The sequence below is a fragment of the Isoptericola sp. GX10416 genome (genome assembly GCF_056590155.1).
Genome location: NZ_JBWPVO010000039.1, coordinates 1 through 814, shown reverse-complemented (window position 1 = coordinate 814; position 814 = coordinate 1). Strand labels below are relative to the sequence as shown.

The window sequence follows — 814 nt, the reverse complement described above, 5'->3', positions numbered from 1 at the left end:
GTCAGCAGGTGGTGGCTCCGTGCAGGTCGTCGCAGTGGAGGCGGACGCGTGCTTCGGTGACGGTGACGGGTTCGGTGGTGCTGGTGGTGGTGATGGTGCCGTCGATGGTGGTCCAGGTGCTGGTGCCGGCGATGCGGAAGTGGCCTTGCCAGGTGGTGTCCAGGGTGACGGTGACGGTGTCGCGGTACCAGTCGCCCTGGTCGTCGACGTGGGTGTCGGGGTCGTGGGCGGGGTCGCCGAGGTGGGTGTAGGTGTGCCCGATCCAGGATGCGTCGGGGCTGGGGTTGTCCGGGGTCCAGGGTCGGCCGGGGTCGGTGGTGGTCAGTGTGTCGCCGCCTGGGGTGTGGGGGTCGTCGAAGTTCCACGTGTGTTCGACCGGGTCGGCGCGGATCTCGACGGGCACGTCCAGGAGGGTGGCCTGTTGGGTCTGGGGTTGGGTGGTGGCGTAGGCGGGGTAGTGGACGTTGACCAGCAGCGGTTCGCGGGCTTGGACCGTGGCGGTGGGGGTGGTGATGCGCATGGCGGCGAAGGCGCGTCGGGCCTGGGCGGCGACGTCGGCTGGGGTGATGCACTCGCGGCCGGAGACCTGCTCGGGTGCGGTGTAGGTGCCGTCGTCCTGGAGGCGTTCGACCCACAGCTCGGCGAGCTCGTACTCGTCGTCGTTGCAGGGGGCGCTCTCGATGTCTGCTTCTCGTGAGCCGTCGGGGCAGGTGTCCAGGGTGGTGATCAGCTCGATGCCGTCCGCGGTGGTGGCGATGTTGCAGGTGTGGGTGTCGGTGCGGAAGTAGCGGTCGCGGGGGCCGTCGTCCTCGGA

1 protein-coding gene is annotated in these 814 nt (G+C 69.8%); it reads right to left on the bottom strand.

What is annotated here, in order from left to right; translation table 11 throughout:
* Window position 1 precedes the first annotated feature (1 nt).
* The coding region (locus tag ACWAT2_RS19345; protein ID WP_480049263.1) for a hypothetical protein at window positions 2-814 on the bottom strand (813 nt) is incomplete at its 5' end.